Annotated in this window: 22 protein-coding genes; 7 read left to right on the top strand and 15 right to left on the bottom strand. The window is 61.3% G+C overall.

The window, feature by feature from the left end; all coding sequences use genetic code 11:
- Nucleotides 1–49: 49 nt before the first annotated feature.
- The 6 genes from ACKUG4_RS10810 to ACKUG4_RS10785 form a co-directional block, all read right to left on the bottom strand.
- Entirely contained in the window at nt 50–421 is a 372-nt protein-coding gene (locus ACKUG4_RS10810; protein ID WP_445433973.1) for a DUF6124 family protein, read from the bottom strand.
- Nucleotides 422–639: 218 nt separating this feature from the next.
- Nucleotides 640–1,086, bottom strand: coding sequence for a hypothetical protein (locus ACKUG4_RS10805; RefSeq protein WP_156669319.1), 447 nt, complete (start codon nt 1,084–1,086; stop codon nt 640–642).
- 107 nt (nt 1,087–1,193) lie between these two features.
- Complete coding sequence (locus ACKUG4_RS10800) at nt 1,194–5,285, bottom strand: hypothetical protein (RefSeq protein ID WP_445433972.1); 4,092 nt, start codon at nt 5,283–5,285, stop codon at nt 1,194–1,196.
- Between the two features lie 211 nt (nt 5,286–5,496).
- Nucleotides 5,497–5,874 (bottom strand): DUF6124 family protein, encoded by a 378-nt coding sequence (locus ACKUG4_RS10795; RefSeq protein ID WP_445433971.1) that lies wholly within the window; start codon nt 5,872–5,874, stop codon nt 5,497–5,499.
- 349 nt (nt 5,875–6,223) lie between these two features.
- Nucleotides 6,224–7,147 carry a LysR family transcriptional regulator gene (locus ACKUG4_RS10790; RefSeq protein ID WP_011333412.1) on the bottom strand — a complete coding sequence of 308 codons (924 nt, stop codon included), beginning with the start codon at nt 7,145–7,147 and terminating at the stop codon, nt 6,224–6,226.
- A gap of 45 nt (nt 7,148–7,192) precedes the next feature.
- On the bottom strand, nt 7,193–8,176 hold the full coding sequence (locus tag ACKUG4_RS10785; protein WP_064595113.1) for an MBL fold metallo-hydrolase: 984 nt from the start codon (nt 8,174–8,176) through the stop codon (nt 7,193–7,195).
- 248 nt (nt 8,177–8,424) lie between these two features.
- Here ACKUG4_RS10785 and ACKUG4_RS10780 point away from each other — a divergent pair, with 248 nt between their 5' ends.
- Nucleotides 8,425–8,826, top strand: a complete 402-nt coding sequence (locus ACKUG4_RS10780; protein ID WP_064595111.1) for a helix-turn-helix domain-containing protein — start codon at nt 8,425–8,427, stop codon at nt 8,824–8,826.
- Nucleotides 8,827–8,833: 7 nt separating this feature from the next.
- Here ACKUG4_RS10780 and ACKUG4_RS10775 read toward each other — a convergent pair whose 3' ends face one another.
- Nucleotides 8,834–9,403: a flavodoxin family protein gene (locus tag ACKUG4_RS10775; RefSeq protein ID WP_445433970.1), complete on the bottom strand. Its 570-nt coding sequence runs from the start codon at nt 9,401–9,403 to the stop codon at nt 8,834–8,836.
- A 333-nt stretch (nt 9,404–9,736) separates the two neighbouring features.
- Here ACKUG4_RS10775 and ACKUG4_RS10770 point away from each other — a divergent pair, with 333 nt between their 5' ends.
- A complete protein-coding gene (locus ACKUG4_RS10770; protein ID WP_445433969.1) occupies nt 9,737–12,520 on the top strand; it encodes an ATP-binding protein in 2,784 nt (927 codons plus the stop codon).
- Here the strand turns inward: ACKUG4_RS10770 and ACKUG4_RS10765 are convergent.
- Together ACKUG4_RS10765 and ACKUG4_RS10760 are read right to left on the bottom strand one after the other, a co-directional pair.
- Nucleotides 12,482–13,954 (bottom strand): ATP-binding protein, encoded by a 1,473-nt coding sequence (locus ACKUG4_RS10765; protein ID WP_445433968.1) that lies wholly within the window; start codon nt 13,952–13,954, stop codon nt 12,482–12,484. The two genes, ACKUG4_RS10770 and ACKUG4_RS10765, sit on opposite strands and share 39 nt — an antisense overlap.
- A 90-nt stretch (nt 13,955–14,044) precedes the next feature.
- Entirely contained in the window at nt 14,045–14,995 is a 951-nt protein-coding gene (locus ACKUG4_RS10760) for a GlxA family transcriptional regulator (RefSeq protein WP_085612780.1), read from the bottom strand.
- A gap of 211 nt (nt 14,996–15,206) precedes the next feature.
- Here ACKUG4_RS10760 and ACKUG4_RS10755 point away from each other — a divergent pair, with 211 nt between their 5' ends.
- Nucleotides 15,207–15,929: a pirin family protein gene (locus tag ACKUG4_RS10755; protein ID WP_445433967.1), complete on the top strand. Its 723-nt coding sequence runs from the start codon at nt 15,207–15,209 to the stop codon at nt 15,927–15,929.
- A gap of 64 nt (nt 15,930–15,993) precedes the next feature.
- Here ACKUG4_RS10755 and ACKUG4_RS10750 read toward each other — a convergent pair whose 3' ends face one another.
- Nucleotides 15,994–16,869, bottom strand: a complete 876-nt coding sequence (locus ACKUG4_RS10750; protein WP_064595100.1) for a LysR family transcriptional regulator — start codon at nt 16,867–16,869, stop codon at nt 15,994–15,996.
- Nucleotides 16,870–16,980: 111 nt separating this feature from the next.
- Here ACKUG4_RS10750 and ACKUG4_RS10745 point away from each other — a divergent pair, with 111 nt between their 5' ends.
- The 4 genes from ACKUG4_RS10745 to ACKUG4_RS10730 all read left to right on the top strand — a co-directional run bounded on the left by ACKUG4_RS10745 (nt 16,981) and on the right by ACKUG4_RS10730 (nt 20,894).
- Nucleotides 16,981–18,201, top strand: a complete 1,221-nt coding sequence (locus ACKUG4_RS10745; RefSeq protein ID WP_445433966.1) for a YbfB/YjiJ family MFS transporter — start codon at nt 16,981–16,983, stop codon at nt 18,199–18,201.
- A gap of 63 nt (nt 18,202–18,264) precedes the next feature.
- Nucleotides 18,265–19,263, top strand: coding sequence for an NAD(P)H-quinone oxidoreductase (locus ACKUG4_RS10740; protein WP_445433965.1), 999 nt, complete (start codon nt 18,265–18,267; stop codon nt 19,261–19,263).
- Nucleotides 19,264–19,375: 112 nt separating this feature from the next.
- On the top strand, nt 19,376–20,320 hold the full coding sequence (locus ACKUG4_RS10735) for an alpha/beta hydrolase (protein WP_039771538.1): 945 nt from the start codon (nt 19,376–19,378) through the stop codon (nt 20,318–20,320).
- Nucleotides 20,321–20,480: 160 nt separating this feature from the next.
- Complete coding sequence (locus tag ACKUG4_RS10730; RefSeq protein WP_074687707.1) at nt 20,481–20,894, top strand: VOC family protein; 414 nt, start codon at nt 20,481–20,483, stop codon at nt 20,892–20,894.
- 57 nt (nt 20,895–20,951) lie between these two features.
- On the opposite strand, the gene ACKUG4_RS10725 is transcribed toward ACKUG4_RS10730, so the two are convergent.
- The 5 genes from ACKUG4_RS10725 to ACKUG4_RS10705 form a co-directional block, all read right to left on the bottom strand.
- Nucleotides 20,952–21,281, bottom strand: coding sequence for a hypothetical protein (locus ACKUG4_RS10725; protein WP_039771542.1), 330 nt, complete (start codon nt 21,279–21,281; stop codon nt 20,952–20,954).
- 74 nt (nt 21,282–21,355) lie between these two features.
- Nucleotides 21,356–22,387: an RNA 3'-terminal phosphate cyclase gene (gene rtcA / locus ACKUG4_RS10720; RefSeq protein WP_445433964.1), complete on the bottom strand. Its 1,032-nt coding sequence runs from the start codon at nt 22,385–22,387 to the stop codon at nt 21,356–21,358.
- A gap of 8 nt (nt 22,388–22,395) precedes the next feature.
- Nucleotides 22,396–23,184, bottom strand: coding sequence for a nucleotidyltransferase domain-containing protein (locus ACKUG4_RS10715; protein WP_445433963.1), 789 nt, complete (start codon nt 23,182–23,184; stop codon nt 22,396–22,398).
- A gap of 39 nt (nt 23,185–23,223) precedes the next feature.
- Complete coding sequence (locus tag ACKUG4_RS10710; protein ID WP_445433962.1) at nt 23,224–24,450, bottom strand: RtcB family protein; 1,227 nt, start codon at nt 24,448–24,450, stop codon at nt 23,224–23,226.
- Between the two features lie 238 nt (nt 24,451–24,688).
- Nucleotides 24,689–26,236 carry an RNA-binding protein gene (locus ACKUG4_RS10705; RefSeq protein WP_445433961.1) on the bottom strand — a complete coding sequence of 516 codons (1,548 nt, stop codon included), beginning with the start codon at nt 26,234–26,236 and terminating at the stop codon, nt 24,689–24,691.
- Nucleotides 26,237–26,319 lie beyond the last annotated feature (83 nt).

Raw genomic sequence — 26,319 nt, 5'->3', positions numbered from 1 at the left:
TCGGTCGTTCCCACGCTCTGCGTGGGAACGATCAGTGGAACTGAGCAGATTACAGCGGCGCCTCAGTCTTCAACTCCAGATTATCCAGCACCCGATTCACCGCCAGTTCACCCAGCATGATCAACTGCGCAATCCCCAACAGCACATGCCGCTGCGGGCCGTCCACCAGCCCGGCGAAGTCATTAGCCATGACCTTGGCCGAGGTCAGGGTTTCGCAGGCATCGGCCAGCAGTTCTTCGCTGTCGATACCGGGGGCGATGAGGTAGCGGGTGTTGGGTTTGAGCAGCGGTTTTCGGGGGAGCAGCGGATTGAGGTAGTGATCGAGGGCGCGCTCGGCGGCTTCGTGGAATTTCTTGGAATCGAGGGTTTCGTAGGGCGAGGTGGGGTCGGTTTCGGGTGGATTGGGTGTTGGTTTGATCATGGTAAAACTCCCTGATTGATGGAGCTGCCACGGTTCGCTGCGAAACGAAGGGAGGTGGCAGCTGTACGCGGGTTCGCAGACCGGGAATCAAGGAACCCGGCATACCCGAAGGTATCCCGCGCACAACCGCCATTACGCGACCAGCAACCACTGCTGAACGGAAATGACGCGATGGGCGCCTTGATTAATCCGGGCTGCGAAACCCGATCGCTGATTCGTCAGCGACCGGCAAACAATAGAACCCGCCCCCAAGGCGCACAAGCCGGCGGATTCTGGCGGATGCGTAGGCAAAGGCGCAAGGTTGCGTGGCTTTGCGGACATAACCTTAAACACACTTCAACAAGCACGTTGGCTTGAATCGAAATGACAAAACCCGCGCTCCCGGTTGAATGGAAGCGCGAGTTTTCAGGGTTGGGGGGTGTTAAATAAATGCGTCCCCTTTTCTCGGCCAGGTCTTCGTCGCCCAGGGCATCGAGCACCTGCGGGGCGAGGAAGGCGTTGTCCGCGTCCTCCAGGTCGGTCTGCGCCGAGAGCGAATACAGCGACCAGTTGTTGACCGTGTCGCGGATCTCGTAGCGGACCACCAGCGGGCCGCCGCCGGGCTGGGTGATCAGTTCGGGGCCGACGAACAGGCGGATCGGATGAGTCAGGTCGGTGATCGGCACGAAGCGCACACTTGAGTAATGATCGGACGCAAGGCTTCGCCTTCGGACTCATAGCTACATGTCGCGAAGTCGATGCATCGGCGCGGTAAAGGCCCATTTTTGCTTTACTAGTACGATCCCACGTCCACTACCATGATCGTTCTTTTGGTGTCGTTGCCGACGTAAAGACGATTCCCGTCGTTGCTGAGCGCAATGGCGGAGGTCATGCCGTCGAAGTAGATAGTGTGCAGCACTCTCAGAGCTGATATATCGATGATCGAGACCGCTTGGTCGTGCGTCACGAACGCACGAGTGCTGTCCGAACGAACAGCGATGTGTCCCGAGTCAAGCCCGAATTTTCCGACACGAATGCTTCCCCTCACGGTCAGACTCACAGTGTCAATGAGCGCCACGTCACCGCCGAATGTACACACAAGTGCATAAGCGCCGTTGGGGGTCACGGCGACCTTCCCTCTGCCGCCCCCCTGCTCAAGTGTCAGTATTTTGATAACTGTGTTGCTTTGGGTGTTGAAGACAGTATGACCGCCGCCATCGGCGTTATTGATAAAGGCACGGGCCCCATCGGGAGTCAGTGCGAGTCTTTCAGCCCGTCCGCTCGTGAGTCTGACGTAGTTGGTTGTCTGATTGACTAGATCCACGATCGCGACGCCACCTTCGTAAGTAACCGCGGAAAGCGCTACATAAGCGCGATTTCCGTCCAAGGAGAGGTCAATATCATTGCCCTCAAACCCTTGAAGCGTTATGTAGCGGGTGATCTCTTGAATCCTAGGATCGATTATCGAAAGAGACGTAGGGTTTCGATTGACGGTCACAACGCGCGCGCCATCACGGCTGACAGCAATAGACCACGGACTTGCTCTGGGCTCCTGAATTTTCTTGATGACACGCAGATTGAGTGCATCGATGATCGAGATCGCACCCTCACTGCTATGACAGGCGTACACATAGCTGCCGTCTGGACTGAGTGCGAAGTCTCGCATAAGAGGGCCGACAGGGATGCTTGCGACCAAACCATATACGTATAAGGCCCGTTCGTCGGACACCGGGTTGTTCCCGTACCGGGCCTTGGCGGTAAAACGGTGTGGCCCGGGCAACAGGCCGGTCACCAGCAGGGTCCAGATGCCGGTGCCCGGATCGGCCACGGGCTGACCTTGGGACACGCTGCCCAGCAGCACATCGACCTTCTGACCTTTGGCGGCAACGCCCGACAGAGTAACCGCCGTTTCCAAGGTGGTCCCGCCGGGAGGAATGTCGTTTCCGCTGGGTGAGCCTTTAGCCGAGGTGATGGTTGGCGCAGTGGCAGCGGTCACGGTGAAGGTCCGCGGATCCGAGACCTGCCCCGAACCATACAACGCCTTGGCCGTGAAGCTGTGCAGTGTTATGCCCAGACCGGAGACCGTTTTGCTCCAGATCCCGGTGACAGGGTCTGCGGTTGCTTCGCCTTTATCGGTGTTGCCATCCAGAATCTGCACTTTCTGACCCTTGCTGGCCGTGCCCGTCAGGGTCACGGCCGTTTCCACGGTGAGTCCGTCCGGCGGAATCTCGTCCCCGCTGGGCGAGCCCTTGACCGAGGTGATCGCCGGTTTGCTGTCCTCGATGGCTTTGATGGTGTAGGTGCGCACCGGGAAGTTCACCACGCGGGCGTGCTCGGTGCTGCCGTCGAAGGTGACATCAAAGTGGATGCTCAGGGTCGATCCGTGACGCAGATTCTGCAGATCTGCCACAGGGGCGTGTGGGAGCATGCCGTTGGGCAAGCCATCCGCTGGCAGTGGTGTGGCATCGTAGGTTCTTTTCGTGTAACGGCTGCCGTCGACCGCGTTGATGCCCTCGTAAACCAGCCAAAGCTTCTGGCCCAGAGCGATCAGCGGCCAGCGCGGGATGCGGGTGCGCGCGCCGTTCGGCAGCGCATGCACATCCAGGATGTCATCCGGGGCGCCGTCGATGGTCGGCATCGGCAGACGGTCATCCTGGTGGTTGATCGCCAGCACCGTCAGCGAACGAATCTCTGACGGTTGCGGGTCCTGCCTGCCGCGCTTGACCGTGTAGCTCACGCTCACCGACTTGTTCAGGTTGAAGGCCACCACACTGTTGGCCAGTGGAATCTCCTGCGGACCGAGCACGGTGACGGTTTTTTTGGGCGCGGTGTGTGAACCGCCTGGCGGCGTCTCCGCAGCTCCGCTCCAGGTGACAATGATTTCATCATCGAGCGCCATGACGACGTAGTCCACGACGGCGGTCAACTCGTCCTTGGCAGCGATCGGGTCCAGGCGAGTGTCATCGGGGGCCTCCTTGATCTTCGGGGGCTTCAGGTCGAGTTTCACGCCAACACTGAACTCCAACGGATTCGAATAACTGGGCTTGCCCGTCGCATTCCGAACGATGTGATAGCGGACCCTCAACTGTTCACCGCGATGGGCTTCAAAATGCTGCTGTACAAACGCCGCATCGAGCAGGAATGTCACGTCTTTGCCGGCACTCATTGAGTTGAGGGTCTTGTCGTCCTTGAACAGCAACTTGTCCTGGGCATCATACAATTGCCAGTGCACCACATCCTTGGGCAGGGTCGGATTGTTCACGGGGTTGGGGCAGGTGACTTTGCTGATGCCGTTGGGCAAATCCTCGGGTTCAAACGTACCGTCCTTTTCACCGAGCAGGATGGCCGGAACCAGCTCAAGCCACGGCTCGCCGATGTTCAACGGCGAGGCTGGCGGAGAAGGCCTGCGCACGATCTCGTCGTTCTCGCCTTCGCTGAGCACGTCGTACGACACCACCAGGGTGCCGCCTTCGCCGGGTTTCAGGTACTTGGGGCCTGAAATGGGGACGATGAAGCCCTCGGGGTCATCGGCCTCCTGTTGGGTCGGAGAGATCCAGTCCAGCTCGGGCTCGAAAACGGTGCCATCCGCAAGGGCAATGCTCCAGTGAATTTCAATGGCGTTGTCCGGGGTGATCAGCGGATCGTAGGGGATGCGGACGATCACGTTCGGCAAGTCTGGATTCAGCGCTCCTCCCACCTCACTTTCGACTTTGGGCGCTGCCAGGCGTTTGGGCTCGCCGATGATATTGATGAAGCGGCCTCTGGAGCGCTGAATAATGCTGCCGTCCCGTTCCAGGTCGAAGAAAAACACCCCCTGGGTTTTTGCCAATGCCCGGGCACCGTCGTTGTCCATCAGCACCTCGACCACCAGCGGTGGTGTTTTGTTGATGGTCTGGCGGGCATCGACCTGGATGCTTTCGCCGTCGAGGGTGGTGCCCTGCATGTGCATGATGATGGTGTCGCCCTGGTTGTAGTCAACGGACGATGCTGCATAGACCTGGAGCAACAATGGCTCTTTATCCAACTGATCGACGTCGAGTTCGTTCCCGTCGGCCTGCTCAAGAATCGGCGCATCCAGCCGCGAGTTGCCGGTGTCGACGACGATGCGCGTTTCCTTGCACCAGTCCTCGGAGTCGTTGTCTGCAAAGTCTCTGACGAAGAACGACACCGCCAGCCCTTCGCTCCCTGAGTCGCTGGCTGCAAGGATGACGTCCTTGCTGATGTGGACCTCGATAGGGTTGTTCAGCGGGTCGTCGATCTGCTCCTGGGTGACCGGATCCGACGGCACCTTTTTGCCGCCCCAGCTTACCCAGCTCACGTCGCCCACGGCGATGTCGGGGTAAGGCAGGTTCGAGCCGCTGCCGGGTTTGGCCACGACCAGAACGTCCACGCCTTTTTCGGCGGTGTCCTTGTCGACACCGTCCTGGACAATTTCCGACGGCCTGAACTCCATGTGCAGGTTGGAGTGACCCTGCCCGGGATCGGTGTCCTGGCCGGCGGGGATTTCCAGTTTGACCAAGAGTTTGAGCGGTGGCGTAAAAAGTTCTGGCGCCTGGCTGAAGCGCGTCACCCGATAGGCCAGATCCCACGTGCCGCTCTGAAAACGACCCGGTGCGACGAACAGGGTGGTGCGCTGGGTCTTTTCGGCATCCTGAGTAACGGTTTGATGGTCGACCGGGAGGTTGTTGAGCAGCAGCTCGACCTTGTCGGCCAGATCTTTGTTCGACCAGACCGGGATCTGCACCTTGAGACCCAGAGTGGGAGAGTTGAGCAGTGCGGCGGCGCGGTTGATGGCCCATTCTCCGCTCGGCAGCTGCTTGGCGCCGGGGATGTCTGGGTCGAGCAAGGCGAGGGTGCCGGTGTCTTTTTTGGGTTGGACGAGCATGACGGGAACTCCTGCCGAAAGATATGGACGGTGGAGTGATTGAGCGATCAAACGGGTAATTTGGCTACTGTCAGATCTGACAGGTACAGGAGGGATTTAGACGAGCGGTAAACAGGGAATCGATAGATGTTGGCAGACCGCCCCTCCCTCCGCAAGTTGGCACAGGCTGCATTCCCACGCAGCGCATGGGAACGATCAGGTGAGCAGGCGATCAGGCCGCAGCGGACGTCTCAGCCTTCACTTCCAGATTATCCAGCACCCGATTCACCGCCAGTTCACCCAGCATGATCAACTGCGCAATCCCCAACAGCACATGCCGCTGCGGGCCGTCCACCAACCCGGCGAAGTCATTGGCCATGACCTTGGCCGAGGTCAGGGTTTCGCAGGCGTCGGCCAGCAGTTCTTCGCTGTCGATACCGGGGGCGATGAGGTAGCGGGTGTTGGGTTTGAGCAGCGGTTCGCGGGGGAGCAGCGGATTGAGATAGTGATCGAGGGCGCGCTCGGCGGCTTCGTGGAATTTCTTGGAGTCGAGTGTTTCGTAGGACGAGGTGGGGTCGGTTTCAGGCGGGTTTGGCGTGGGTTTGATCATGGATAAAGCCTCTAGAGTAGTGGAGGCGCTACGCTTCGCTGCTAAACGAAAGAGGTGGCGGCCGTACGCGGGTTAGCAGACCAGGACTCTAGAACCCGGCGCACCGAAGTGCCCCACGCAAAGCCGCCATAACGTGAACGGACAGGCGTGAGCCTGATCACGAACGAACGGCATTGTGCGTCTAGAGTAGATCCGGGCTGCTAAACCCGATCGCTGTTTTTCAGCGACCGCCAAACAATAGAATCCGCCCCCAAGGCGCACAAGCCGGCGGATTCTGGCGTACACGTAGGCAAAGGCGCAAGGCGTTGTGGCTTACCGGAAGTAACGCTAAACACCTTTCAACACCGCGCTAAACCGCCGGAATATCCAGCGTCACCGACATGAACTGACTGATCCGCGAACGCAGCCATTTCTCCGCCGGATCGTTGTCATGCACCCCGCTCCACGCCATCGACAGTTGCGCCGCATCAATCGGAAACGGCGGATCTTCAGCCCGCAACGCACACCCTTCGACCAATGCACACGCCGCGTAATCCGGCACGGTGGCGATCATCTCGGTGCCGGCCAGCAGCGCGCGCAAGCCGCTGAACTGCGGCACACCGAGCACCACCCGGCGGCTGCGACCGACCTTGGCCAGGTCCATGTCGATGTTGCCGCTCAGGTCTCCGGAGAACGACACCATCGCATGAGGCCGCTCGCAGTATTCGTCGAGAGTCAGCGGGCCCGGACGATTGTCGCCACGCAGGACCTTGCAGGGAATGTCGCGCAGTTTCTTGCGCTTGGCGTTGGCCGGCAGATCGGTGGTGTAACTCACGCCGACAGAAATTTCTCCCGATGCCAGCAACCCCGGCATCAGCAGGTAATTGGCGCGACGAACCACCACGACAATCCCCGGCGCTTCTTCCTGCAACTGGCGCAGCAGCGGCGGGAACAGACCGAATTCGGCATCGTCCGACAAGCCGATGCGAAACACGTCACAACTGGTCGCCGGATCGAATTCCTTGGCCCGGCTGACCGCGCCGGAAATCACGTCCATCGCCGGTTGCAGTTCCTGGAGAATCGCCAGCGCCCGCGCCGTCGGCTCCATGCCCCGACCATTGCGCAGCAACAGCGGATCATCGAACAGATCGCGCAAGCGGCCCAGCGCCGCGCTCACCGCAGGTTGGCCCATGAACAGTTTTTCGGCGACGCGGGTCAGGTTCTTTTCGAACATCAGCGCTTCGAAAATCACCAGCAGGTTCATGTCGACGCGACGCAGATCGTTACGGTTCATGGGGCACGTTTTCCTTGTTTGAGCCTGACGTGGGAGCTGCGCACTTTACTCGATCAGCGGCACTTTGGCCGCGCGTTTGTAGGGGCCGTATTCAACCGGTACCCACTGGAAGTGCTTGTCGACTGCCGTGATGTGGCCGATGCCCGGGAACGGCAAGTGCGCAGCCGTGACCCAGGTCTTGCTGGCCGCCGCTGCACTGAACACGGCGTTACGACTCTTGATCGCTTGCTGACCGTTGACGTCGAAGCGGATCGACACGTCAGGATGATCAAACTGCACCGCCAGGTTGTGCACCAGGTCGCCCATGAACACGATGCTCTGGTTCTGCGAAGTGAAACGGTAGGTGGTACTACCCGGCGTGTGCCCGGCTTCCAGTGTCGCTTCGACCACACCCGGCAAAGGCGACTGGCCCTCTGCGAACGTCTTGAAGCGCCCGGCCGCCACGTAAGGCGCAGTGGAGTCCTGGGCGATCTTGAAGAACTCCCGGGCACCGGCCGGCGCCTTGGCCTCGGCCTGCGGATCGAGCCAGTAATCGGCTTCGGCCTTGGCGGCGTAGACCGTGGCATTGGCGAAAATCGGTTGTTGCTGGCCGTCGACCAGCCCACAGACGTGATCCAGGTGCAGGTGCGTCAGCAGAATCGCGTCGACCTGCTCAGGCTTGTAACCCGCTGCCTGCATGTTCGCCGAGAGCTGGCCGGCAGTGGCGCCGATGCACTGGCCCGCGCCGGTATCCACCAGAATCAGTTGTTTGCCGGTATTGACCAGGAACGCATTGAACGCAGTCTGCACGCCCGGCGTTTCAATCGAGCGACGGGCCAGCAGCGCGCGAATCTGGCTCTGACTCATGCCCTGCAACAGCTTCGGCGACAAATCGTTGTAGCCGTCGAACAGCGCCGTCACCTCGTAATCGCCCAGCGCCAGCCGGAAATAACCCGGCGCCTGCGTGCCGACCTGCGGTGCCTGCGCCATGGCGCTGGACATCACACCGACCACCGCCATGCCGATTACGCCGTTGAACAAACCTTTCATATGCATCCTCTCGCCCGAGCCCGATTCTGCGGCCCCTTATGGCCCGCCCCCAATCTTCGCCATCCTGCCCGGTTCCCGTCATGGCGACTTGCAACGGTGTGCTGAGTTGCAGCCGACAGCGGAATTAACAACGTTTAACTCGTCAGCACTCGCCCTTCACCAAACAATGAATCCCTCTGCGCAGCGTTGTTTTTTTGACCTGAGGGAAAGCGCTGACCGTGCGTTCCCCCCCGACACGGACCTAGGCCATGGCTCACTTACAGCAAACCGTCGCCCGCGCCCCTGCCAGCGAACCCCGCAAGACCAGCACCGGCGGCCTCAGCCCGCAGCGCGAGCGGCTGGTGAAACAACTGATCCTCGAACGCCTCGGCGACAGCCTTGAAGTCACCGAGCTGGCCAGCGCCTGCTCACTGTCACGCAGTCATTTTTCCCGGGCGTTCAAGTGCAGCACCGGGTACTCGCCGCAAGACTGGATCCGTACCCAGCGCATTGCCCGTGCCAAGCTGTTGATCCAGCAGACCAACCACAGCCTCACGCAGATCAGCCTGGAATGCGGCTTCTGCGATCAGGCGCACTTCTGCCATATCTTCACCCGCAGCGAGGGGATCAATCCGTTTGCGTGGCGTTGTCAGGTCATGAAAAACCGCTGAAGCGGTTTCATCCGCGAGCCATCCGCTGCGCCAGTCGCGCCACCCGCTCGCCCAGGTGCGCGGCGGTTTGTTGATCTTCCAGCGGGGGGGCCTGCTCGGGCGGTTGTTCGACACTGGATTGGGACATCGCACCGAGGGAGCTGCCGAGGCGATTCAACTGGCCGTCGAACACACCATCGCACGCACGGGCCGGCAGCAGATCGAGCCCGACCCAGATCATCGAGTGCTGGGCCGCAAACACTGCCATTTGCAGCAGGGTATTGAGCTTGTCGCCGCACAGGCTGCCGGAATTGGTGAAGCCTGCCGCGAGTTTGTCGCGCCATGGCCGGGCGAGATAGAACGAGGCCGTGGCCTCCATGAATTGCTTGAACGCCGCCGACGCGCTGCCCATGTAGGTCGGCGCGCCGAAAATGATGGCGTCGGCGCGGTGCAGGTCATCCCAGTGGGCTTCCACGTCTTCCACGGCCAGCAACAGGCAGGTGCTGCCCAAATGGCGTTCCACACCTTGGGCCACTGCCTGCGCAATGACGCGGGTGTGCCCGTAGCCACTGTGATAGACCACCACTACCTTGCTCATCGCAGCGTCCTCCGGACGTATGCATTCCTTTGCCCCGGAGTTTTGGCTCTGAAGCGGGCGCGGACGAGTTAATCGTTGTTAATTTTTCCCGGCTGTCGGGCAAACCGCCACGGGTTCCGGCCCTTGAATACAGTGGTGACGGTACTGAATGCCGAGCGATGCGAAGGCCCAAGCCTTGCGCGTAAGTTGCGCTGGCGCCAAATCCTGAGGAATATGCCCGGATACTGCGGATCAGACGGCTTGCGTGCCCCTCAAGTCGCCATCCGCCCTGCCCGTCACGGACTCTTCACCGAGGCGGACCAGGATCATAAAAAACGTCGAAGGAGTGAGCGGTTGAGTCTTTCCCCGAATCAGGCCATCGGTTTCGGCCCCTATCGGATCCACCCCGGCCAGCGGCTGGTGCTTGAAGGCGACCAGCCTTTGCGCCTGGGCCGCCGCGCCATGGACATTCTGCTGATCCTGCTGGCCAACGCCGGCGAGGTGGTGAGCAAGCAGCAGTTGATCGCCGGGGTCTGGCCGGACAGCGTGGTGGAAGACATCAACCTGCGGGTGCACATGGCCGCACTGCGCAAGGCGCTCGGTGACGGTCAGGCCGGGCAGCGCTACATCGTCACCGTGGCGCAGCGTGGCTACAGTTTCGTCGCGCCGGTCGTGCTGCAATCCATCGAACAACGCCCCGCCGCCCACCTCGGTCGACATAACCTGCCATTGCGGCGCACGCGGATGATCGGGCGCCAGTCGGTGGTCGACAGCCTGATGACGCAACTGCCGCGCCAGCGCTGCATCACCCTGGTCGGCCCCGGCGGCATCGGCAAGACCACCGTGGCCCTGCGTGTCGCCGAACAGTTGATCGGCCGTTATCGCGACGGTATTCGGCTGCTGGATCTGGCACCGCTCAACGATCCCCGCTCGATCTGCTCGCACCTCGCCGCCCTGCTGGACTTTTCGCTGCATGACAGCGAGCCGATGGCGTGCCTGATCAACAGCCTGCGCGAGCGGCAGATGCTGCTGGTGATCGATAACTGCGAGCACTTGATCGACGCCGTCGCGCTGCTCAGTGAAAGCATTCTGCGTGGCGCGCCGCAGGTACATATTCTGTCCACCAGCCGCGAAAGTCTGCGTGCCGAAGGCGAGTATGTGCAACGTCTGGAATCCCTCGATTGTCCGCCACCGATTGCGGTGCTCGACCGCGATCAGGCGATGGGGTTTTCTGCGCTGCAACTGTTCGTCGAACGGGCAATGGCGGCTCATGAACACTTTGAGCCGGGCAAAGCCGACCTGCCCTTGATCATCGAAATCTGTCGGCGGCTGGACGGCATCCCGCTGGCACTGGAACTGGCAGCCGCACAAGTCGCAGGCCTTGGGCTGGAGGGTTTGCTGAGTCAGCTCCAGGGGCGTTTGCCGGCTGGCAACCAGACTCGCCTCGGTCGGCATGAAACCCTGCGCGCTACGCTGGACTGGAGCTTCAATCTGCTCAATGCCTGCGAACAGACCGGTCTGCGCCGACTCGGCGTGTTCCGTGGCGCATTCACGCTGGAGTCTGCGGCGGCGGTTATCGTCGGTCAGCACATCGAATCGAACGAAGTGTTTGCCTCGATCACGCAACTGGTCGCCAAGTCGCTGCTCAACGTCGAAGTCGGCGATGAAGAGGTGTTCTATCGCCTGCTCGACACGACTCGCCGCTATGCGCTGGAAAAACTCGACCAGGCCGCCGAACTCGGCGAAACCCGCGAGCGCCATGCCGAACGCAGCCTGGCGCTGATGCATCAGGCTCAGGCCGATTGGGAGAACACGGCGACCGACGTCTGGATCGAGCGTTACGCCCGAGGCCTTGAAGACCTGCGCGCGGCGCTTGAGTGGACGCTGAATGACCAAGGCTCGCGCGCGCTCGGCGTAAGCCTGACGGCGACCTCGGCACCGTTGTGGCAGGAACTGTCCCTGCTCAAGGAGTACGGCGTTCATGTGCGCCGGGCACTGGCGTTGCTGGCGTCATCCGACGAGCCCTGCCCGCGACTCGAAATCGCCTTGAAACTGGCCCTCGGCAGCGCCTGCTATCACACCTGGGGCGGCACCCCGGAAACCATCGAAGCCTTCGTCAGCGCTCGCCAATTGGCGCAACGGCACGACGACATGGCCGGCCAGTTGCGCGCGGTGTCGGGGCACATGGCGGTCAATCTCAGTTGCGGGCATTACCAGATGGCGCTGGAGCAGAGCGAGCAGTTTGAAAGTCTCGGGGTGCACGGCGATGCGCAGCTGTCCCTGAGTACCCACCGCTTGCGGGTGCTCGCGCTGCATTACGCCGGCGATCAGCATCAGGCGCGAATCCATGCCGAACAGGTCATTCAACGCATGGCCCACAGTGGCCATCTCAACCGTTTCACTCACGGTTTCGGCGTGCAATACGACCAGAGCGTCGCCTCGCTGACCGTCCTCGCCCGGGTGTTGTGGTTGCAAGGTTTTCCCGAGCAGGCCTGGCGCACGGCGCAGCAGGCACTGGACATCGCGGTGCAGATCAACCACGGCACCTCGATCTGCTACACCCTGGCACTCGCCTCGTGCCTGATCGCCCATTACAACGGCGACGTTCAGAACGCCCGCGCGTTGCTGCAACTGCTGCTCGAACAGGCGCAGAAGCATTCGGTGCTGCTGTTCTACACCTGGGCGCGGCACTACGCGCAGGTGATCGATGCTGACAAAGCCGCCGCCATCCCGCCGGCCGACAGCGGTCTGGTCAGGGAAATCATGGTCACGCTGGATCCGGGTTTCGTTGATGATGCGTTGCTCGAACGAGCACAAAGTGGTGCGGCTGGCTGGAGTACTGCGGAGATCTTGCGGGCCCGGGCCGAGCGATTGCTGGCGGCTGAATCGCCCTGTCATCACACGGTCGAAAGCGCCTTGCAGCAATCGCTCGAGATTGCGCGGACACAAGGCGCGCTGGCCTGGGAATTGCGCAGCGCAACGTCGCTGGCTCGGTTGTGGCAGCACCAGTCGCGCTATCGCGAGGCGCTCCAATTGCTGACACCGATCTATCAGCGCTTTACCGAAGGTTATGCCACCCCGGACTTGCGCAAGGTACGTCTACTGCTCGACGAACTGCGCGCTCAGTCGGCCGCTTGAGGCCGGCCGGGTGCGGCCCAGGTAGCGCGCGTGCCGACGCTCGACATCACTCAGTTCGCCGCCCTGCTCCAGCTGTTCGCGGGCATAGCGGCGCGTGGTGTTGAGCATTCGATAGCGCAGCGTTCCGCTGGATCGGTCCGATGTCAGTAACGATTTGACCGCCAACTGCTCAACCACGGCCACCAGCGTCGAGGGTGGCAGTTGCGCGCAACTGATCACGCCGATGGCGGCGTCGAGAGTGAAGGCCATCTTGAACACCGACAAGCGTTGCAGCACGCGTTGTTCCTGCTCGCTCAAGCGCTGATAGCTCCAGTCCAGCGCGGCTTTCATCGACTGATGGCGTGGCACGGCGGTGCGGCGACCGTGACTCAGGACTTGCAGGCCTTGATCCAGTTGCGTCTGAAGGCCGACCAGCGCCAAGGCATCGATCTGTGCCGCTGCCAGTTCGATCGCCAGCGGCAGACCATCGAGCCGCCGACAGATATCGCGCACCGTTTCCAGATCCTGTCCACGCAGACTGAAGCCGTGTTGACGCGCGCGGGCGCGACTGACAAACAGCTGCACCGCCGAATAACCCATGACTTCATCGACACTGTTGAGCGCCGAGGCTTTGGGAAGGGTCAGGGGCGACAGTGGCTGGAGGACTTCCAGACCCAGGTTCAACGGTTCTCGGCTGGTGGCAAGAATCGACAGACGGGGCGCAGCGTCGAGCAATATTTGCAACAGGTTCCGGCAGGCTGCGTGCAGGTGTTCGCAATTGTCCAGCACCAGCAAGGCGTGGCGCGCCGCCAATGTGGGGAAATCAGTGTCGAGGGTTTTGAGCAGGTGATCGAGGAGCGGGATGTCATCGCCGACCAGCGACAGATCCACCTGCCACACACCGTCGCGAAAATGTTGCAGCAACAGCTCCGCTGCGCGCAGTGCCACGCTGCTTTTGCCGACACCGGCAGGCCCCGTCACCGTCATGAGCCGGGACAGCGGCAGTTGCCGCACCAGACCGCCGACCAGTGAATCGCGCCCGGTGACCGGCGTCAGTCGTGCGGGCAAATTGTGTTGGGGCGCTTGCAGGTTTTCGAACACCACGTGGGCGGCGCTGTCGCCCTGCACCGGTGCCACGAAGCTGTACCCGCGTTGCGGCACATTGACGATGTAGCGCTGGCCTTTTTCGCCGTCGCCAAGGGCCCGGCGCAGCGCGGCGATGTGCACCCGCAGGTTGATCTCCTCGACCACCGAGGTCGGCCACACCAGCGCGATCAATTGCTCTTTGCTGACCACCTGGCCGGCGCGCTCGACCAGCACTTGCAGAATGTCCAGCGCACGCCCGCCCATGCGCAATTGCCGATCCCCTTCGAGGATCAGCCGTTGGCGCAAATGGAACGCGTACGGCCCGAAACGCAGGACCGACGCCGAGTTCAATTCGTCGAGGCTGTTCATGTCCGTTATCTTCGCAGGCCTCGATGACGGTACAACCACCACGCGGGGTCCAGCACGGACATCCGGATGCCCGGAACGGACAGAACCGCTCTAGCTGAACTGTTCGCGATACTGCGTGGGGGTCAGCCCGAGCTTTTCGCCGAACAGAAACCGCATGTGCCGCACGCTGCCGAAACCGCTTTTGTAGGCCACGGTTTTCAGCGGCAGATCGCTGGTTTCCAGCAGATTTCGCGCGCAATCGATGCGCGCGCTTTGCAGGAATTCCATGGGCGTCATGTTGACCTCGCGAGCGAACACCCGGGCAAAATGCCGTGCACTCATGTTCGCAAGCCCTGCCATGCGCTCGACGGTGAAAGCTTCCTCCAGGTGTTCCAGCACATGATTCTGCACCCGGGTAATCGGCGTTTCCTGGGGCGCCACCGCTGCCATCAACGGGCTGAACTGCGCTTGCCCGCCCTGACGTTTCATCACCACTAGCAGCACTTTGGCCACGTCCTGGGCAATCTTTTTGCCATGATCGCGGGCGACCACCGCCAACGCCATATCGATCCCGGCCGTGACGCCCCCGGAGGTGATCAGGTTGCGATCCTCAATAAAAATCTGGTCGGTCGCGACGTTTGCCTTCGGAAAGCCCTTGATCAAGCGTTCGGTGTAATTCCAGTGGGTAGTCACACGATAGCCGTCGAGCAGTCCGGCATGGCCCAGCACGAAGGCGCCGGTACAGATCGAGCCATATTGCCCGGCGCGCGTGACCGCGCCTTGCAGCCAGGCGAGCAACGGTGGGTGTTTTTCGTTGTAGGCGCCGGGGCCGCCCGGCACCAGCAGCAAGTCATAGCGCTCATCGGCGTCGTCGATATGCCGATCGGTGTGCACGAGAACACCGTTGGACGCACGCAACGGCGCGCGCTCGGTGCCCAGGGTGGTCAGGTGATAGTGGTCTTGCGGTTTCAGGTAGCGGTTGGCAACCGAAAAGACTTCCAGCGGCCCAGCCATGTCGAGCAGCAGAAAATCCGGAAACAGCACCATTGCCACGGTCTTCATGTGGGCATCACCAAAATCCAAGCAAAGTCATAAGTCTGCGCATTATGGCCAGATACGGTGAAAACGTTGGAAAAGAATGCGTGATCCAGTGCACACAACTGTCAACCAGAACAGGACAGTATTTCAGTTTTCATCTACTTATTGCATCGCAGGGTAACCAGTAACCTTCTCCTCACTCGGACGAATCAACGTCCTGAAAGGAGATTTCATCATGCTGACCCTTCGTAAAGCTTCCGACCGTGGTCTGGCCAATCATGGCTGGTTGAAGTCGTTCCACACCTTTTCCTTCGCCAGCTACCGTGACCCGCGTGAACAGGGTTTCTCCGACCTGCTGGTGATCAACGATGACCGCGTCGCCGCCGGCAAGGGCTTCGGCCAGCACCCGCACCGTGACATGGAGATTTTCTCCTATGTGCTCGAAGGCGCTCTGGAACACAAGGACACCCTCGGCACCGGTTCGGTGATCCGCCCCGGCGATGTGCAACTGATGAGCGCCGGCAGCGGCGTGGCTCACAGCGAGTTCAACCACTCGGCGAGCAAGCCTGTGCACTTCCTGCAGATCTGGATCGTGCCGGATGTCAGCGGCGCCAAACCGCGCTACCAGCAAGAACACTTCAGCGAACAGAAAAAACGCGGTCGCCTGCAACTGATCATTTCGCCCGAAGGCAGCCACGGCTCGCTGAAAGTGCGCCAGGATGCGCGGGTGTATGCCGGACTGTTCGATGGCCAGGAGAGTGCGACACTCGCACTGCCCGCCAACCGCTACGCCTATGTGCACGTTGCTCGCGGCAGCGTTGAACTGAACGGCGTGCCGTTGAAGGAAGGCGACGGCGTGCGGGTTCGTGAAGAACAGGCGCTGACCCTGAGCAATGGCCAGGATGCCGAGGTCCTGGTGTTTGACCTGCGCCCGCAGGAACTGCCGGAAATGCCATGAGGCAGCGGTTTCAACGCTCACAGAAAACGGCCTTCAATGAAGGCCGTTTTTTTTCGCAGAACAACTATTCGTTTTCCAGCACAAACGCTTCGACAATATGTTCGATCACCGCTCTGACCCGCGCGGTGTGGCGTAAATCCGCATGGGTCACCAGCCACACTTCATAAGGCAACGGACGCGTGCGCTCCGGCCACAACCTGACCAGACCATCACGCTCGCCCATGTAGACCGGGATTTCTCCTACCCCCAACCCGGCGGCAATCGAGCGGCGTACCAACAGGCTGGAGCTAAGACCGGCGACGATCCGCCCGCGAGTCATGGGCTCCGACACGAGGGTCAGATCCTTGTTGCCCTGCAGATACGGCTGGTACACCACCAGATCATGGCCCTCGAACGCACTGCCCGGCGCCGGCACGCCATGGCTGTCGACATAGGCCTGCGAGGCAAACAATCCCACCGGCCAACGCGCGATGCGCCGGGCGATCAGGTCCGGATTGTCCGGACGGGTGTTGCGCACAGCGATGTCCGCCTCACGTTTAGCCAGGCTGAGGATTTGCGTGGAGGCGTCCAGTTGCACGCGCACGTCCGGATGCTGCTCGTGCAACTGCGCGATGGCCGGGATCAGAAAATCGATGGCCAGCGAATCGGTGGTGCTGACCCGCACGCTACCGGTCAGACGATCGTCCAGGCCCTGGATACGCCGCTCCAGCTCCAGCGCCGAATACTCCATTTTTTCCACCGACTTGAGCGCGGCTTCGCCGACGGCCGTCAGTGCATAGCCCTCGGAGGTGCGCAGGAACAAGGTCGCGCCCAGCGACTTTTCCAGTGCCGTGATGCGGCGCCCGACCGTCGCCTGATCCACGCCCAGTACACGCGCGGCGCCGCGCAATGTCGACTCGCGGCAGACCGCTAGAAACACCCTTGCATCATCCCAGTTCATAGCGTTCCCCATTGATGCATAAACGCATCACTATCACGCAAACTCGCTGCATTAACGCAGCAACGATAGCCGATATGCTGGGCGCCATAAACCTTTCAAAGGATTGCCGTCATGCACACTTCAACTGCTTCGCCCGAACGTCCGGACACAAGTGTCTGGCTGGCGATCTTCGCCGGCCTCTGCGCCAGCCTGGTCAGCATCGGTCTGGCGCGTTTCGCCTACACGCCGCTGATCCCTTCGCTGATTCAGGCCCAATGGTTTTCCGCCCATGATGTGGTCTATCTGGGTGCGGCCAACCTGGTCGGTTACCTGATCGGCGCCCTCCTCGGCCGACCGCTGGCACGCCGGCTCACCCAGAGAAACGCTCTGCGCCTGATGATGCTGGCGGTGACCGTGGCGTTTTTTGCCTGTGCGTACCCCGTGTCGGTGAGCTGGTATTTCGGCTGGCGCCTGCTGTCGGGAATTGCCGGCGGCGCGATCATGGTGCTGGTAGCCGCGACCGTACTGCCCCATGTACCCGCCGCACGCAAGGGCCTGGCCAGTGGGGCGATTTTCCTCGGCATCGGTCTGGGCATCGCCGGCTCGGGGACGATTGTTCCGTTGCTGTTGGGGCTGGGCCTGCAGGCGACCTGGCTGGGATTGGGCGCTTTGTCGCTGGCACTGACGGCATTGAGCTGGTTCGGCTGGCCTTCGGAGCTGACCCACGCAACCACCGCAACGGCTCAGGTGGAACCGGTCGAGCCGACACCGCCTGCTGTTTATCTGCTGTTTGCCCAATACGCATTCATGGCCGCCGGGCTGGTACCGGCCATGGTCTTCCTGGTGGATTACGTCGCCCGGGGTCTGGGTGCCGGGGCGCACGTCGGCGCGCTGATCTGGGTCATGTACGGTCTGGGTGCCATCGTCGGCCCGGTGAGTTATGGCTTTCTCACTGATCATCTCGGCGCGCGGACCGGCATTCGTCTGGTGCTGGTGGTGCAGGCGATCACCCTGGGTTTGCTGGCGGTTTCGCATTCGTTCCTGGCGTTGGCGCTGCTGGCGGTGATCCTTGGTTCATTTCCGCCGGGCATTGTGCCGCTGGCACTGGCCCGGGTGCATGAGCTGGTGCCGGATCACCATCGCCAACAGGTGGCGTGGAGCCGGGCCACGGTGTCGTTCGCCACGTTTCAGGCACTGGCGGGCTTCGCCTATTCGGCGCTGTTCAACGCCACGGGCGGACAACATGCGCTGCTCTTCGTGATTGCCGGCGCTGCCATCGTGATCGCGCTGATACTTGAGCACGCCATGAAATTGCTGCCCTCCTCCGTCGAACAACGCTGCTGCGCCGAATGACGGGAATCATTGCGCCCTGACTGCGTTCCCATCTACTGATCACTTTTTCAAGAGGAATCGAAAATGACGTTGCCCACTGAAATGACCCGAATCGAAATCACCGAACCGGGTGGGCCCGAGGTTCTGCAATCCCGACGCGTGCCGCTGCCGGTCGTCGCAGAAGGCGAAGTGCTGATCCGCGTGCACGCCGCCGGCGTCAATCGCCCGGACGCCCTGCAACGCGCCGGCAAATACCCGATGAAGCCCGGCATGAACCCGATTCCGGGCCTTGAAGTGGCCGGCGAGGTCGTGGCGATCGGCGGCGGTGTCAGCACATTCGCGGTCGGTGACCGGGTGTGTGCGCTGACCAATGGCGGCGGTTACGCCGAATACTGCGCGGTTCCGGCGGGCCAGGTCTTGCCGATCCCCGATGGGCTGGACTGGATCCAGGCAGCGGCCATTCCGGAAACCTTTTTCACCGTATGGGCCAACTTGTTCGGCCTCGGCGGCGCCAGCCGAGGTCAGCGCGCCTTGATCCACGGCGGCACCAGCGGCATCGGCACCACCGCATTGATGCTGTGTCGCGAGTTTGGCATCGAAGCCTTTGCCACCGCTGGCAGCGCCGACAAATGTGCAGCAATCCGCAATCTGGGCGGCGACGCGATCAACTACCGGGAACAGGAGTTCGCCGCGGTCATCGCCGAAAAAACCGCCGGCCAAGGCGTCAATGTGATCCTCGACATCATGGGCGGCTCGTACCTCAACGGGAACATCAGCGCCTTGGGAATGGATGGGCGGTTGGTAATGATCGGCTTTCTCGGTGGCGCGCGGGCCAACGACATCGATCTGCTGGCCATCCTCGGCAAGCGTGCGGTGGTCACCGGTTCCCTCCTGCGTGCCCGTACCTCGGCGGAAAAAGCCGCCATCACCGATCAATTGCGCGAACACGTCTGGCCGGCGCTGGCTGCCGGGCGTTGCCTGCCGATCATCGACAAGGTCTACCCGCTCGCCGACGCAGCCCTGGCCCATGCGCACATGGAAGCGGGCGACCACATCGGCAAGATCGTGCTGAAGATCGACTGAGCCGTTGCAGCATTTTGTAATCGTTGCAGGCGTGCGGTGGTCGAAAATGTCACGCGCGGGTCAAGGCATCTGGTAAAAAGCGTTCTTTGTCCGCGCCTTGGTGAAACGTTTAATGTTCCTTGCCTTCATGACCCGACTTCGACGCCGCCGTCTGGCGTTCGCCTGCATGGCCGCCCTGATCATCGGCGTGCCGGCGAGTTGTGCCGTGCTGGAACACACCGAGCGCAAGCTGCTGTTTCGCATCGAACCGGGCACCGCCGGCTGGTATCACGGATTGCCCGGCAGCGTGCAGGAACTCGACCTGCAACCGAAAAGCTTCAAGGCCGGGCAGAACATTCACGCCTGGTGGTGGCCGGCGGAGCGTGCCGATGCACCGGCCATCCTCTATCTGCACGGCGTGCGCTGGAACCTCACCGGGCAACTGTTTCGTATCGAGCAATTGCGCGCGGCAGGTTATTCGGTACTGGCCATCGACTATCGCGGCTTCGGCCAGAGCCACGGCGACCTGCCGTCGGAAAGCACGGTTTACGAAGATGCGCGGGTGGCCTGGGAACGCTTCCAACTGCTGCAGCCCGATCCGAACAAACGCCTGATCTACGGGCATTCGCTGGGGGGCGCGGTCGCCATCGACCTGGCTGCCGAACTCGGTCGCGATGCCGCCAGAAATCACACCCCACTGCCGGTGCGCGGGCTGGTCATCGAATCCACGTTTACCTCCCTGGCGGATGTTGCGGCAGCCGTGGCCAACACCTCCCTTCCGGTACGCTGGCTGTTGTCGCAGAAATTCGACTCCATCGACAAGATCGCCGAGATCCACATGCCCTTGCTGGTGGTGCACGGTCTGGCCGACGCCTTCGTGCCGTCACGCTTCAGCGAACAGCTGTTCGCCGCCGCCCGGCAGCCGAAACGCCTGCTGCTGGTGCCCGGCGCAACCCACAACAACAGCATGGCGCTCGGCGGACAGAACTATCGCAAGGCGATCGATGCGCTGATGCAAACCCGACCTGCCGCTCGGGTGGCAGGCGCTGCGGTGCAAAAGAATCCGCGCGATTCCTGACGTCCCTCCCCCGCAGACCATCGGTCACCCCGAAAGGAAATTCTTGCAGCATCGGCTGGAAATCCGGCGATCTAACGCTTTGCTGGATGGAGTCAATCCATGACGCTGCTTCGGCACACCCGGCCGCGCGGCGTTCCACTGCCTATTCGGGAGCTCCACCATGAAAATCAACCCGTACCTGATCTTCAACGGCGACTGCCGCGCAGCCTTCACGTTTTACGAGCAATGCCTGCAAGGCAAGCTCGAAGCGATGATGACCTTCGGCGAAACCCCAGCCGCCGAACATGTACCGAAAGAGCACCACAACCTGATCATCCACACCTGCCTGAAAGTCGGCGATCAGATGCTCATGGCTTCGGACACCACCCCCGATCGCCCGACCCAAGGCATGAGCGGTTGCTCGATTTCCCTGAATGTCGACAGCATCGCCGAGGCCGAACGGGTGTTTAACGCCTTGGCCAGGGACGGTCGCGTCGACATGCCATTGGAAGCCACCTTTTGGGCCGCACGTTTTGGCATGTTGGTGGATCGTTTTGGCGTGTCGTGGATGGTCAATTGCGAAAGTGACAAGTGACGCTGTCATTGCAGCGGACATGAAAAAGCCCGACCTCTTCAGGTCGGGCTTTTTCATTCAACGCTGGGCCAGCTCGTGCCGAACGCACTGTTCGTAGTAGGTCTGCTTGACGGCCGCCGGCTTGAGCCGCGACGCGCTGTCGTAGGTCTGCTCGGTGATGCCCATGGCGGTCATGCGCATCCACGGTTGCTGAAACTTGCGTGCCTGCAAGCGCTTGCGCGCGCCATACAGGGAAATCCCTGACAACTTCGATTGTTGCGCGCCGGCCGCGATGTCCGAGCCCCAGGCACACGCAAAACGATGGCTCTTGCTCAGTTCCCTGGCCTGGGCCTCCAACGCGAACAGAGCGAGGGAAAGCGTTGCTACGGTGATGACAATCGTCCGCATATAGCCCACCTAACCTTTTGAAAAAAGGCGAGTTTGCCGGGACTGAATGCTTTCGGGGGCCAGCAATTTGCCGCCTATTGCTCCCGAGCGCGAACTTCAACCTTCAACCGGTCTGCGCCTTCTTCCTGGCACTGGATGTGGATCGGTACAAACCGCTCGATCACCGAGATGTTGCTGTGCAAATGCTCGGTCATCCTGGGCGTGGTAAACGATCCACCTCCGGCCAGCACCATCGGCAACAGCAGTTGATCAGCCAGATGCTCCGCTACCGCCGCACCGCTGTGCAACCAATCGGTCGCTTGATCGATCGCGGCGTCCGCCACCTTCTCTGAACGCAGTGAGGCTTGACCGAAAGCGCTGAAAACCTCGGTGACGTGTTCAAACGCATACTCCAGCAGCAACACGTTGCCCGGTCCACAGGCCGGATCAAGGATGACGGCGTTCAATTCTGTTGAAGCCATGTTCAGTCGACGCGCCACCCGGTCGAGCTCGCGTACACCGACACTTGGCGCCAGCCCGGCCGTCAGCGCGAACGCCTGTCGCGAGAGCGGCAAGCCGCGCTCACACAAGTGCAGTGCTGACAGTTTCGATGGTTGCACCCTGACGTCGATTTCACCGCCACCCGCCGGTACAAACCCGTGCCGCAGCAACGTCAGTTCAACCTCCGCGCCCATGCGTCGCAGCAACGGTAGCCAGCTGCGGCTGAGAAAATCGGTCGGTGGTGCCAGCGGATTATGCGTGCCGCCGCTGATCCGCACGCGGCTGGCTTGCGGCGCCAGTAACAAGGCGGGCAGCAAGGTTTGCAACACCAGGGTGCAACTGCCGGCGGTGCCAATGGCAAGGCGATAATCGCCGCCACGGATCGGCCCTGGCTCGAAGCTCAATGTCTGCGAGCCCAGTTCAGCCCCCTGGACCTTCGCACCGCAGACCTGCGCCGCCGCCATCACGGCGGTCAGGTGCTGGCGTAACAGGCCGGGACGACTGCGCCGGGCCCGTATCCGCTCTATTCGAAACGCCTGGCCCGTCACCATCGACAGACTCAACGCACTGCGCAACACCTGCCCACCGCCGATGGCGCCGTCCAGTTCAATAACGTCCTGTTTCATTTTTTTCCTTATGCGTACAAACCAACGGTTTCCCGCAGGTATCGATCGAGCTGCCGCGAATCCTCCCGGGTTCTGGGCAATGCCGGCACCGCGCGCTCGAGCTCCGCCTCGATGAACGCATGCAGCGCCGGACGACGAGGACCGTAAGCGCTCTCGTCGGCATTGCGCTTGAGCGCGAGCAGCTCATCGACCTCATCGAGCAATGCCCGGTCATCGACGGTGCTCAGCAGATCGCTGAACGTCATCGGCGGCCGACCCCACCCCTGATCGATCCAGCGCACCGCCAACAACGGCCGCAGGACGTAGAAATACTTCTTAAACCGCACGCTTTCGCCCTGCAGATAACCACGGAAGGTCTTCTTCGCCATCGACAGGTAATGATTGCGCGCGGCTGGCGGGCTGTAGAACGCCTCGGCCAGTGCCCGCAGCTGAGAAACCGCTGCAGTCTCGCTGCGATAAACCAGCGGTGAGTCGAGCCATTCGAGCAAGGTCGGGTTGGATTTGCGCAACAGCCCGAGGGTTTTGCGCAGCTCCCAGCCACTGACATCCAGCTCGTCATCCAGCGGCCGCTCGATCACATCACTTGGCGTATCGACCTGGACGAACCACTCTGGTTTCTCCACATAAACGAAGCGCACATCGTAATCACTGTCCGGCGAGGCAAAACCCCAGGCCCGGCTGCCCGATTCGCAGGCATACAGCACCGTGACATTGCGTTCGCGTTCTATGCGCGCCAGTTCTTCCAGCACCCGGGCGCGCATGGCGCTGCACAGCGGGTGACGTTCTTCGAATTTCATGTCCTTTAATCCTTGTTCCGGCGTGCCTTGCGGCACGCGTTATCCCTTGACGCACACCACCTGACGCAGGGTATGCAACACCTCAACCAGCTCACGCTGGGCGTGCATGACTTTGTCGATGTCCTTGTAGGCCATCGGAATTTCATCGATCACCGCAGCGTCCTTGCGGCATTCAACGTGCGCGGTGGCACGGATCTGATCTTCGACGGTAAAGGTGTTTTTGGCCTTGGTACGGCTCATGGTCCGACCGGCACCGTGGCTGCAGGAGCAAAACGATTCCTCGTTACCCAGCCCGCGCACGATGAAACTCTTGGCGCCCATCGAACCGGGAATGATCCCCAACTCGCCCTTTTTCGCCGACACCGCGCCTTTGCGGGTGACCAGAATGTCCTCGCCGAAATGCCGCTCTTTCTGCACGTAGTTGTGGTGGCAGTTCACCGCTTCCAGCGCGACGTCGAATGGCTTGCGGATGATCTGCCGCGTGGCCTGAATCACCGCTTGCATCATCAGCGCACGGTTCTGCTTGGCGAAATCCTGGGCCCAGCCCACGGCTTCCACGTAGTCATCAAAATGCCGGCTGCCTTCTTCGAAGTACGCCAGGTCACGATCCGGCAGGTTGGCGATGTGCTGACGCATATCCGCCTGGGCCATCTGGATGAACAGGTTGCCGATGGCGTTGCCGACACCGCGCGAGCCGCTGTGCAACATGAACCAGACCCGGTTGGCCTCATCCAGGCACACTTCGATGAAGTGGTTACCGCTGCCCAATGTTCCGAGGTGCCCGCGGTTGTTGGTGTTGGCCAGTTTCGGGTACTTGTCGGTGATCGCCTTGAACCGTGGATTCAGCGACGCCCAGGCCTGATCGGCCTGTTGCGGAATCTCGTCCCAGGCGCCTTTGTCACGGCGCGACCGGGTCGAACTGCGGCCATGGGGCACCGCTTGTTCGATGGCACTGCGCAGCCCGTGCAGGTTGTCCGGCAGATCGGCCGCCGTCAGCGAAGTTCGCGCGGCAATCATGCCGCAACCGATGTCCACCCCGACCGCTGCCGGGATGATCGCGCCGACCGTGGGAATCACGCTGCCGATGGTCGAGCCCTTGCCCAGATGGACGTCCGGCATGACCGCCAGATGTTTGAAGATGAAGGGCATCTTCGCCGTGTTCATCAACTGCTCGCGCGCTTCGCTTTCCACCGGGACGCCTTCGGTCCAGAGCTTGATCGGCTTGCCGTTGGCGACTTCCAGCAGTTGGTAAGTGTGTTCTTTCATCATCTCGATTCTTCAGGTAGTTCCACCGGCGTTCGCCGGCAGATTCAAAAAAGGTGGCACGACAAAGGTTGATGACTGTTGCGCGTTGCCGCGCACCGGGGTTAGCCGGCCTCAGATGTACAGCCATCGGCATTCGTGCCGTCACGAGCACTGACAAGGGTTTGGTGAGACGTCTTGGATGTAGTCCCACCGGCATTCAGTGCCCGTGACAAATCAATTCATTGGGCGGCTCATCGCCTCATCCCATGCTTTCAATCGCTTCGACCCAGTGCTGCGGTCCGTACCGGCCGGCAGTGAACTGCTCGATCACATCAAACACCGCGTCACTGAAACCGCCGACATTCAAGATATCTTCACGATCCGCTGCCGGTGTCGCCCAACCCGGTTGCAGGTCAATGCAAATCAGGCGTGCCTGAGGGTTGATCCGCTTTATCCGTTCCCATTGCAGCATCGTCTCGCTGGCGCCCTGGCGTCGCGCATCGATCCAGGATTCGTTGTCCGACACCATGATCAGCGTATCGACCCTGGCCTTGCTGTCCGCCAGTTTCTTCAACGGCGCCGAGCAGCAGGTTCCGCCGCCGAAAATGCCCGCAAGCTTTTCAGCATTGCTGATCACACTGTCGCGCGGGTTGAGGGTGATATCCAACACCTTCCATTCGAACGGCATCACCCGCGCCGTCGGTTGTTTGCGCAACACCGCCGCCGCGATCAACGCCGCCACATCGATGCAGCGCACCGCCGTGGTCGCACCCTGACGGTAACCGGTCAGCGGACTCCCCATCGAGCCGGAAACATCCGGGCAAATTACCACCGCACCCTGAAGCTTCGGCACATTGGTCAACGACAGCTCCAGCGCATCCTGCAAAGCCTCACGAATCAGCGCCGGCACTTCATCGCCAACCATCCGGTACGCCGCCAGCAACTGGTACGGATACACCCGCGCTTTAGCGACCGCTTCAAGATCCGCCAACCGCGCGGCCACGTATTCGGTGCAACCCGGTACTTCAAAAGCGCCGTGGCGCGCCAGCGTATTGAGGTTGATGCGCAGGCCCTGCCAGCCCATGTTCCGCGCCTGAGCTGCCCATTGTTCCTTACTCAAGGTTTCGTTACCGAGCAATTGAAACGGCACTTCAGGCACTTGATCACTCGCACCGCTGCGAAAGGCCAGCAAATCGCGAGTCAGTGCGGGCAACGCCTGTGCATCCACCGGTTTACCGATCACCCAGGCAAAAAACGCTTCGCGCCAGGCCTCGGACGGTTTTGGGTGAACCATCTTCACCACATCCGCCAGCGAAGGCTGATTGCCGATCGATGCCTGCAACAACTGTCGCTCGGTTGCACTGTTCAGCCAGTTCTGCACCAGACGCTTGGGTTGGGAGCCGAGGGAGCGGCGACCGGTGGCGCCACTGCGCAGGATCTGCACGAAGTTGCGCAGCATCTTGCCGCTGTCCACGACCTGCCCGAACACCTCTGGCACCAAAGCCGAACGCTGAGCCGTCAGCGCCGCCAGCAACAACGCCGGCATGTCTTTCATATGACCCTTTTGACGGGCGTAGAGAGCGGCATTCGCCACGAAGCGGCTGTCCAGTTCCGCCACCAGCTTCAACACCTGATCCAACTGACTTTGTGCGGATGCGTAAAAGGTGGAATTCAGGCAACCGGTGACTGCCAACTGTGCCAGTTGATGCTTGGGCGTATAGGCATAAGCCGCAGCTCCGGAAGCATTCAAGGTGTCGCACGCCGGCAGGGTTTTCGATTGCGTATTGAAGAGGTTGAAGTTGGCCATCGTGGCGTCTCGCTGTGTTGTCCTGTTCGTTGCGAGAGGTATTGCAGCCGCTGTGCCAGTTTTTGAAAACGTTCGTGAATTAT

It is taken from the genome of Candidatus Pseudomonas auctus (assembly GCF_048654275.1).
Classification (GTDB): Bacteria; Pseudomonadota; Gammaproteobacteria; order Pseudomonadales; family Pseudomonadaceae; genus Aquipseudomonas; species Aquipseudomonas pharyngis.
The sequence above is the reverse complement of the archived record's forward strand: the minus strand, read 5'-3'. Positions and strand labels throughout refer to the sequence as shown.

Coding starts and splice junctions, on each gene's coding strand:
- ACKUG4_RS10705 (WP_445433961.1), bottom strand. CDS start 26,236: ATGGCCAACTTCAACCTCTTCAATACGCAATCGAAAACCCTGCCGGCG.
- ACKUG4_RS10760 (WP_085612780.1), bottom strand. CDS start 14,995: ATGAAGACCGTGGCAATGGTGCTGTTTCCGGATTTTCTGCTGCTCGAC.
- rtcA (WP_445433964.1), bottom strand. CDS start 22,387: ATGAAACAGGACGTTATTGAACTGGACGGCGCCATCGGCGGTGGGCAG.
- ACKUG4_RS10750 (WP_064595100.1), bottom strand. CDS start 16,869: ATGAACTGGGATGATGCAAGGGTGTTTCTAGCGGTCTGCCGCGAGTCG.
- ACKUG4_RS10715 (WP_445433963.1), bottom strand. CDS start 23,184: ATGAAATTCGAAGAACGTCACCCGCTGTGCAGCGCCATGCGCGCCCGG.
- ACKUG4_RS10730 (WP_074687707.1), top strand. CDS start 20,481: ATGAAAATCAACCCGTACCTGATCTTCAACGGCGACTGCCGCGCAGCC.
- ACKUG4_RS10745 (WP_445433966.1), top strand. CDS start 16,981: ATGCACACTTCAACTGCTTCGCCCGAACGTCCGGACACAAGTGTCTGG.
- ACKUG4_RS10765 (WP_445433968.1), bottom strand. CDS start 13,954: ATGAACAGCCTCGACGAATTGAACTCGGCGTCGGTCCTGCGTTTCGGG.
- ACKUG4_RS10790 (WP_011333412.1), bottom strand. CDS start 7,147: ATGAACCGTAACGATCTGCGTCGCGTCGACATGAACCTGCTGGTGATT.
- ACKUG4_RS10735 (WP_039771538.1), top strand. CDS start 19,376: ATGTTCCTTGCCTTCATGACCCGACTTCGACGCCGCCGTCTGGCGTTC.
- ACKUG4_RS10725 (WP_039771542.1), bottom strand. CDS start 21,281: ATGCGGACGATTGTCATCACCGTAGCAACGCTTTCCCTCGCTCTGTTC.
- ACKUG4_RS10775 (WP_445433970.1), bottom strand. CDS start 9,403: ATGAGCAAGGTAGTGGTGGTCTATCACAGTGGCTACGGGCACACCCGC.
- ACKUG4_RS10740 (WP_445433965.1), top strand. CDS start 18,265: ATGACGTTGCCCACTGAAATGACCCGAATCGAAATCACCGAACCGGGT.
- ACKUG4_RS10710 (WP_445433962.1), bottom strand. CDS start 24,450: ATGAAAGAACACACTTACCAACTGCTGGAAGTCGCCAACGGCAAGCCG.
- ACKUG4_RS10755 (WP_445433967.1), top strand. CDS start 15,207: ATGCTGACCCTTCGTAAAGCTTCCGACCGTGGTCTGGCCAATCATGGC.
- ACKUG4_RS10810 (WP_445433973.1), bottom strand. CDS start 421: ATGATCAAACCAACACCCAATCCACCCGAAACCGACCCCACCTCGCCC.
- ACKUG4_RS10795 (WP_445433971.1), bottom strand. CDS start 5,874: ATGATCAAACCCACGCCAAACCCGCCTGAAACCGACCCCACCTCGTCC.
- ACKUG4_RS10780 (WP_064595111.1), top strand. CDS start 8,425: ATGGCTCACTTACAGCAAACCGTCGCCCGCGCCCCTGCCAGCGAACCC.
- ACKUG4_RS10785 (WP_064595113.1), bottom strand. CDS start 8,176: ATGAAAGGTTTGTTCAACGGCGTAATCGGCATGGCGGTGGTCGGTGTG.
- ACKUG4_RS10800 (WP_445433972.1), bottom strand. CDS start 5,285: ATGCTCGTCCAACCCAAAAAAGACACCGGCACCCTCGCCTTGCTCGAC.